Source organism: Acidobacteriota bacterium, assembly GCA_016196065.1.
Taxonomy (GTDB): domain Bacteria; phylum Acidobacteriota; class Terriglobia; order Terriglobales; family Acidobacteriaceae; genus Acidiflorens.
The window spans coordinates 212,098-219,993 of sequence record JACPYL010000001.1; the positions used below are offsets into that span (position 1 = coordinate 212,098).

Genomic DNA, 7,896 nt, shown 5'->3' on the forward strand with positions numbered 1-7,896 from the left:
GTGGCCAGGTAGCTCAGGTGGTAGAGCGCAGCCCTGAAAAGGCTGGCGTCGGGGGTTCAACTCCCTCCCTGGCCACCATTGTTATCAATAACTTACGTCTTTCCTGCCTTCCTATTTTTCGCGCGTTTGTGAACAAAAACTCTAGTAACGCTTCGCACCACGGTTCTACCTGCTCACGAGGTATTCCGCCTTGGCTTGCTGGAGCACGGGAATGTCGGGATCTGCATCTTTCCAGAGGGCGAGGAAGTCCTGATACGCGCGGCGGCTTTCGGATTCGTCACCGGTAAGCTTCAACGCTCTGCCCAGGCCCAGATATGCCAGCGCACCGTAAGGCGAGAGTAAATCTACTCCTCTGTGGTCAATTATTTTTCGGAACTCAGCAGCCGCGTCCTTGCCGGCCTTCATCTGCAGATAGGCGTTGCCGCGCAGGTAGATTGCACGCAGGGGCACATTTTGCCACTGTGCGCCCAATTCGTAGCGGGAGGCTCCTTGCAGAGTCTCAACGGCCTGGCTTGGAGCACCTCTTCGCAGCTGAATCCTCGCCCGCGCAATCGGGAGCCAGATTCCTTGTACCAGCGTATCCAACGGAAAGTTCTTGTCCAGGCTGTTCGCGACTGCTTGCGCACGATCCGTGTCTCCGGATATTGCGAGGGCGTCTGCGGCGAGGGTTTGTACAGAGATGCCTTTGTCCATGGCTGCTGCGGACGCCGCCCGGCTGCGCGCCTCCCCGTGCCGCCCCAGTTCCGCAAGCCACTCTGCCTCGATCGCCGCAAATAGAGCGTTGAGCTGATCGAACTTGTTCCGCCGGGCAAGTTCGCTCGCCTGTTGCAGAATCCGGCGCCCATTGAGCAGTTTGCCAGCACGCACAGCCTCCTGTGCCTGAAAGGAAAGAAGGTACACTTCCTCCGGCTTACCCTTCGCCCACTCCGCGTGTGTCCTCATCGCGTCGGGGTCGTTCTGGGTGGCGGCGATGGCATAGAGCATGTTGTGGCCAGCGATATCCTCCGCTCCATTGGCGATCTGGCGCTCACCGATCTTCTTGGCTTCGTCGTAACGATTCAGGCCCAGGTACACACTCGCTAACGAGGTGTAAGGCAAAGGATCTTTAGGCTGTAGCTTCAAAGCTTCCAGACCCTGCGGCACCGCTTGATCGAACAGACCCAAGACTCCATAGATGCTGCAAAGATTGTTAAAAGGAATCCAGTCCCTCGGATAGGACTTCTCCCAGAGCAGGTACTCTGCAATCGATTTTTCCAACTGTCCGCGATCGCTGTAATAGTGGGCCGAGATGTAGAGCCGTTCACGCTCGCTCACGCGATTTCGGAGTTCGAATGCTTTCTGCGTGATTTCACGGGCAAGAGCAGTCTCTCCGACATTTGCGTACACGGCGCCCAAAGTCGCGTAGGCCATGGCGAAGTTAGGGTCGAGTTCGATGGCCCGTTTGTAGAACGGGATGGCATCCATGTCGGATCCCTTGGCGCGTTGCACATCGCCGAGGCTAAAGGCCTTCAACGCTTCCAGTGATGAAGTCGTCGCCTGTTCGATCGGTGTATCGAACTTCTGCACCGATGCCAGGGACTCACCCAGCTTCCGGCGTAGCTGCGACGCGACCGATCCTACAACGCGCAGCACTGTCTCGCGGTCAGCGGCCTGCACTTGTTCGCGTGCAAGGGAGCGACCGGTGCGGCAATTGGTCGCGTCGAGTCCGATGATGTATTGCTTACCCAAGCTCTCGATTGAGCCCGTCAGCATGGCCTGGTTGTTCTGTCGTTCGCAGATTTCTCTGCCGAGTGCAGATGTAATCCGCTCGTCCGGCGGCCGGCCCATGAAGCGCAACGTGTTCTGCACTTCTTCCTCGGGAACGACGTTGAGGAACGGCGACTCTTCCAACTTGACTGCCAGCGCCTGTTTCAATGCGCCATCAAAAACCGACTCACCTGTCGTATTCACGAAGTCCGTGATGAGGATGGAATCCTGTTCCGTCAGCGGCCGCGATTCCGGCGGCCAAAAGAATACGGTGGCAGCCACGACGGCGATCGCGGCCGGTACCATCAGCTTCCAGAGATTCTCCCTCCACCCACGAGACTCGCCACCGAATTCCTGCAAGATCAATGGAGCAGCTGGCGGTGCGATCAACACTCCTGTTGAAGGCGTGTCTCGCTTCATGCGTTTCATGTCGGCGCGCAACTCGGCCGCCGTTTGATACCGAATCTCCCGGTCTTTTTCCAGAGCCTTCATGATGATCTCAGCCAGCTTGGGAGGCAGTTCGGTATTGATGTCGCGCGGAGAGGGCGGCATGCGATTCAAGATGGCCTCATGCACGACAGCGGTCGTTCTGCCGGTGAAAGCCTGAAAGCCCGTCGCCATTTCGTAGAGCACCGCGCCAAACGAGAAAAGATCTGTGCGTGCGTCGAGGTCTTCTCCGCGCGCCTGCTCCGGGGACATATAGGCGACCGTACCCATTGCCACGCCCGGATTAGTAGCATCAGAAGGCGCAGCGGGGATAGGTATTGACACGCGATGCCGCATCGGCGCTTTTTTGGCCAAGCCGAAATCAAGAATCTTCGCCTGTCCGCGATCGGTTACAAAAATATTGGAGGGCTTGATATCGCGATGAATGATGCCGTCCAAATGGGCGGCATCGAGCGCATCCGCGATTTGTATACCCCAATCCAGCAAAAGGTCGGTGGCCAGCCGTCCCTTTTGCGTGATCTCGCTCAGCGGTTGCCCTCGCAGCAACTCCATCGCGATGTAGAGATGCCCGTCGCATTCATCCACGCCGTAAACCGTGCAGATATTGGGATGATTGAGCGAAGAGGCGGCGCGGGCTTCGCGCTCGAATCGCGCCCGCGCGTCCCGATCACTTGCCATGTCTTCGGGCAGAAACTTGAGGGCGGCGCTGCGGCCGAGTTTTACGTCTTCCGCACGGTAGATGACTCCCATGCCGCCCTGGCCAATGGCCTCGATGATGCGATAGGACCCAACCACCGAGCCGATTCTGGAGCCACCGGACTCCGTCGCAGCCAGGCCCTCGGCAGCCGGTTGCTCGAGGAATTGGTCGGCCACCTGGTGAGAACGAAGAAGGGATTCCACTTCTCCGCGGAGCTTTGTGTCGCCGGAACACGCCTTGTCGAGGTAGGCACCGCGCTGGGGTGGGGAGAGCGCCAGGGCCGCGTCAAAGATCTGTTTGATTTTCTGCCAGTCCTCAGGCCTCAATCGCCGTGCCCCCGCTGATCTCACGATATAGCCAGGCTTTGGCTAGAGCCCAATCGCGCTTGACTGTAGCCGTGGAGATACCGAGAGCCTCGGCTGTGTCTTCGATGGACAGGCCGGAGAAGAAGCGAAGCTCAACGATCCGGCTCTGCTGTGGATCCATTTTCTCGAGTTCGCGCAGGCTGGTGTCCAGTGCGATCAAGTCCACGTTGCGCATCTCGAGCGCTGCCACCTCTTCGGCAATCGCCAGCTTGGTTACGCCGGCCCCGCGCTTAACGGCCGCACGGCCTCGGGCGTGATCCACAAGAATGCGCCGCATCAACTGCGCGGCAACGCCAAAAAATTGGCTGCGGTTGTGCCAGTTGACCTGCCGCTGGTCCACCAGCCGGACATAGGCTTCGTGAACCAGTGCTGTGCTTTGCAGAGTGTGGTCGGGACGCTCACGCCGGAGATAGCGGCGCGCTTGACGCCGCAATTCGTCGTAAACGAGCGGGATCAACGCTTCGAGTGACTGCTGGCTGCCGTTGCCCCAGTTCACCAGAAGCTGAGTCACCTGGCTTGGCGGCGATTCGGTCAAAGGACGCTTCCAGACATATCGGAATAACCGTAAATGTCAGAGACGATAGCCCGGTAGCGAAAACATGTCAATGAGACGGAAGGGGAACATGAAGGCGAGAAAAAGGCCCCGGCGAAAGGCCGGGGCCATGGTGTGGGAGCGAGCCAGCCTCCTACGGAGTCACGGTAAGGACAGCGCTCTTGGTCTTTCCGTTGTAAGTGGCTGAGATGGTCACCGTCTTATTGGCAGCGACTGCATTCGTGTTGATGGTGAATGTGGCGGACTTTGCTCCCCCGTTCACCTTCACGTTTGCCGGCAAGGTCGCGATAGCAGAGTTGCTGCTGGAAAGCGCCACAGTCGCGCCGTTCGCGGGGGCCAAGCCGTTCAGCTTCACGGTCGCCGTCGAGTTGTTGCCTCCCTTCACGATCTTCGGGCTGAGTGTGACGGAAGCGAGCGCTGCTGCTTTCACGGTGAGGTTGGCGGTCTTGGTTGTTCCGCCGTAGCTGGCCGAGATCGTGACCGCAGTATCTGAGGCGACGCCGAAGGTTGTCGCATTGAACTGCGCGGTTGTGGCTCCGGCTGCCGCGGTGACGGAAGCAGGTACGCTTGCAGCTGTCGTATTGCTGCTGCTCAGAGTCACGGTGATTTTGGCGGGGGCCGGTCCGCTCAGGGTTACAGTGCCGACGGACTTCTTCCCGCTCACCACGGTGACCGGGTTCATGGTCAGTGAAGCGACGGTTACGGAGGAATTCGCCTTGACCGTCAGGGTCGCCGTCTTGGTGACGCCACTGTACGAAGCCGAGATCGTCGCATTGGTATCGGACGCAACTGGAGTCGTGGTGATGTTGAAGTTGGCGGTGCTGTTACCGGCCAGGACCTGCACACTGCCCTGAACCTGCGCCGCGGCGTTGTTGCTGCTGAGGGCTACGGTGATCCCGCCGGCTGGAGCTACACCCGTGAGGGTCACTGTTCCGGTTGAGTTGCTCCCGCCCTGTATTTGGGTGGGGCTTACGCTGAGTGCGGACAGGGCCGGGGGGTTGATAGTAAGCGTGGCCTGCTTGCTCACTCCGTTGTAGGTCGCGGTAATCGTCGCCGTTACCGTATTCGCGACCGCGGAGGTATTCACGCTGAAAGTTGCGCTTGTGTTGCCTTGCGTGACGACCACGTTGGCCGGAACCGTCGCTGCAGCATTGTTGCTGCTGAGAGTTACGGTGATCCCGCCGGCTGGAGCCGCAGCCGTCAAGGTCACAGTTCCGGTGGAGGTGGCGCCGCCAGTCACCACGGTCGGGTTCACACTCGCGGAATTCAGCGCGGGAGCTTGCGTGGAAGCACCGATCTTGAGCAGGAAGCCATCGGTTCCGCCAGCATTAGTCCCTTGCAGCGCATTCTGTAAGGGAAATCCGGCCGTGGAGTTGCTCTGGCCGCCGATATAGATGTTTCCGCCAGCGTCAACCGCCATGCCCCGGGCCTCGTCATAGAAGTTGCCGCCGAGGTAGGTGGAGAACGGCGAGCTCGACCCGTTGGCGCTGATTTCGGTCACAAACACGTCGTAGTCGCCGCCATTGCTGCCCTGGATCGGGTTGGCGGTGGGGTAGAAGATTGATGCGGTGCGTCCCGTAACGTACGCATTGCCCGCGCCGTCTATGCCGATGCCCTGGCCGAGTTCGCGGTTTTCGCCCCCAATAAAGGTGGAGTAAACCAGCGACGCAGCACCCGACTTTGTGGGATCAAACTTCGCCGCGAAGGCGTCTTCGTAATAAGTGGTTTGGCAGCTGGGATTGCAGACAGTGATCTGGTTGCAGAAACCATCGGTACCGCAAGTTCTGTCGTAGGCATTTGGAGTCGTAGGAAAGGTCGAGGACTCGGTGGAGCCAGTGACATAGATCTTGCCGGTTCCGTCCGTGGCCACGGACGTACAGTCTTCGCCAACCTCGCCGCTCAAGAAGGTGGAGTAGCGCAAAGCTGACCCCGCGGCATTCAGCTCGCTTACGAAACAGTACGACCATGGATTTTGGTTTGTTGATTGGTAGGCACTGGCGGTGATCGTAAAATCCTCTGACCCGATTTCCAGCGTACCAACCACCACGATGTTCTTCTGGGAATCTACCGCGATGCCGAAGCCTTCGTCGCTGCCCGATCCACCGAGATACGATGAATAGAGCGTGTTTCCAGCCGGATCCAGTTTTAGAACAAAGGCGTCCCCGGGAAATCCTCCATCGCCTCGAAACGCTCCGGGGGTTACGGGCCAATTCCCCTGGGTCTGGCCGGTGAAGTACGCGTTGCCTTGGGTGTCTACCGCAACCGCGTTAGCGTGGTCGTCGGCTCCGGCGCCGCCAAATGCGAGGGCATATACAAACGTGCCTGTGCCGTTGAGCTTGCTGGCGAGAGCGTACTTGAGGTTGCAGAGTTGATACTGATCCCATGTGCCGTACTCTCCCGCAACGAAGGCCAAGCCGTTCGCATCCACGGCGATTCCATTTCCGTAGGAATCACAGTTGGGATCGCCGACTCCGTTCGAGTACACCGACGCTGTCCCTGCGGCATTGATCTTGTTAATGAAAACGAAGTTTGGTCCGCCGCCGTTATTGGTGGTTCCGACGATGTAGGCGTTACCCTGAGGATCGATCGCGATCCCGTTGATCACGTCATCAGCGGCGCTGCCAAAGTAGGTTGAGTAGGCAAGCACGGGGTCAATCACCAGCGCACGGCTGTGATCATAGGCGCCGATTTCGAAGGCGGCCTCGTTCGCACCAACCAGCAGGAACTTGGCCGGCACTTCCCACTGCAAGCCACCGATCTGCTGATAGGCGATCGGCTTGTGCTGCAGGATATCGCCGCCCGAGGCATGCAATAGAAGATTGCCCTCGCCGTCGAGTTCCAGCCCCTGCACGCCATCGAACGCGAGCCGAATGTTCTGGGGGTTGGCTCCCGAGCGGACGACGAAGTCGTATTCAAGTTGGCGGTTGTTGCCGTGGTAGTCCAGATCGACCCCGGGGTAAACCTCGGAGAACCGCACCTTGGCATAGGTCGGGATTCCGGTAATCCATTTGCTTCGGTCAAGGCCAAAGGCGTAGTTCGCGACTCCCGGCAATTTTTCCTGGCCTTCGACGCTGGGGGCAAGATTCGAACCTGGGAGCGTCATCTGAATGCTCGCGGAGTCCATCGGGTCGAAGGACTCTCCCTTTCGGATTTCGCGATGTCCCGCTGGTTTCCGCAGGTTGAGCACGGCCCCTCTCGAGTTCAAGATGAGAGTTTGGGAGGTGCCGTGGGCGATGAACTTCACATCGGAAGTTGCCTGGCCGTGATTCTCTTCGAAGCTGAGAGGCAGGCTTCCATAGTTCGCTGCAATCCGAGAAGCCGCGCCCGAATGCGCCTGCGTTTTGCTGTCGGTTGAAGTCTTCCAGGATGTCGCCGCGCCCGGAACGACGATGGCGAGCATCAATGCGGCCAGACTCGCGATTCTCAATGTCGATCTTTTCATGTTCGTCTCCTTGGTTTACCGGATGGGCGAAGCATCCTCGTTCGCTCAACTGCGTATGTTCGCCTTCATCCCTTAACGCGGAGAAAAACGGAAAAGTGGATCATTTATTTGTGCGGGGAAGAACGCCTTCTGTCGAATCCAGCGCTAGGTGGTTGATATCGCACCGGTTAGGCCGCGATGCGTACGCAGGCTAGATCGCTGGCTAAGCCGCCGGTCGAGGCGACAGTCGATGGTCTCGAGTTCGGGAGTAGACATTCAGGCCGTTTGGTTAATCGAGGGGCGCACCTGTGCTTATGGTGATGGTCTGATCCCCTTCACATCTTCCACATGCGCGCGCAGTACTTCTCCAACACTCCAGGCTTGAGCAATGCACCCGCACGGCCTCTGCGGTGCATCGCCATCGAAGATCTCTGAGATTTGTCCCAGTCCGCCATCGGACAGGTGTTCCTGAAGAGGCTTGAGCCACTCTGCAGCCTGCGAGCGAGCCTCCGTGCTCCCACCATTCACCTTCACGTAGGCAGTAATGAATGGTCCCATCAGCCACGGCCACACGGTTCCCTGGTGATACGCGGCGTCGCGCTCTGCCGGACCACCGGTGTAGCGTCCGCGATATTGCGGATCACTAGGCGACAGACTGCGCAGGCCG

4 protein-coding genes and 1 tRNA gene are annotated in these 7,896 nt (G+C 59.0%); 1 reads left to right on the forward strand and 4 read right to left on the reverse strand.

The window, feature by feature from the left end; genetic code table 11:
- The first annotated feature begins 2 nt into the window (after window positions 1–2).
- Window positions 3–78 (forward strand) — tRNA-Phe (locus tag HY010_00930).
- Window positions 79–165: 87 nt separating this feature from the next.
- On the opposite strand, the gene HY010_00935 is transcribed toward HY010_00930, so the two are convergent.
- The 4 genes from HY010_00935 to HY010_00950 form a co-directional block, all read right to left on the reverse strand.
- Complete coding sequence (locus HY010_00935; GenBank protein MBI3474270.1) at window positions 166–3,216, reverse strand: protein kinase; 3,051 nt, start codon at window positions 3,214–3,216, stop codon at window positions 166–168.
- A complete protein-coding gene (locus tag HY010_00940; protein MBI3474271.1) occupies window positions 3,206–3,790 on the reverse strand; it encodes a sigma-70 family RNA polymerase sigma factor in 585 nt (194 codons plus the stop codon). Before HY010_00940 ends, HY010_00935 begins: the two co-directional genes overlap by 11 nt.
- A gap of 151 nt (window positions 3,791–3,941) precedes the next feature.
- Entirely contained in the window at window positions 3,942–7,250 is a 3,309-nt protein-coding gene (locus HY010_00945; GenBank protein ID MBI3474272.1) for an SBBP repeat-containing protein, read from the reverse strand.
- Window positions 7,251–7,541: 291 nt separating this feature from the next.
- On the reverse strand, window positions 7,542–7,896 hold a 355-nt coding region (locus HY010_00950), incomplete at its 5' end, for a glycogen debranching protein (protein ID MBI3474273.1).